Genomic DNA, 533 nt, shown 5'->3' with positions numbered 1-533 from the left:
TCGGGACGCGCGGCCTCCTCCGGGCCACCGGAGGCGTGCCGGGCGCGGGTGGCGGCCTCGCCGCCCTGCCGCGCCGGCTCGTCGGCACCGGCCGGCCGCTCGAACGAGGCGGTCGGGAAGCCCTGGGGCTGCTCGCCGCCGGGGGCGTTGCGGGCCCCCGCTCCGTTCGACTCGGTCGTCACGGCGTCCTCCCCGAAGCTCCGGCCCTCGACGGCGGCGCGCGGGCCGGCCTCGGCCTGCGGCGCCGGGAACGCCGCAGGGCGCTCCACCGGGTTCGCCCGGTCCGCGGGGGCGGCGGGCACCACGGGCGGCACGGACCCGGCAGTCACCGACGGTACAACAGGAGTGACCGGGGGTGCAGATGCGGGCGTGCCGTCGGCGAGGTGCCGACGCATCGTGGCCAGGGTGAAGGCGAAGTCGTCGCCCTCGGTGGAGATGGGCCGGTGCGGCACGGTGCGCTCCCCGGCCGGGGCCGCCGGAGCGGCGGGGGCCGGAGCCGCGGGGGCCGGAGCGGCGGAGGCCGGGGCCGCGGG

General features: G+C 81.4%; 1 pseudogene. It reads right to left on the bottom strand.

Going from position 1 to position 533, the window contains the following annotated elements:
• Window positions 1-452, bottom strand: a pseudogene (locus tag ABEB16_RS22530) (hypothetical protein); the annotation flags it as partial.
• Window positions 453-533 lie beyond the last annotated feature (81 nt).

The sequence above is a fragment of the Kineococcus glutinatus genome (assembly GCF_039542765.1).
GTDB lineage: Bacteria > Actinomycetota > Actinomycetes > Actinomycetales > Kineococcaceae > Kineococcus_A > Kineococcus_A glutinatus.
Note: the sequence above shows the minus strand (reverse complement) of the source record. Positions and strands in the feature narration are given on the sequence as shown.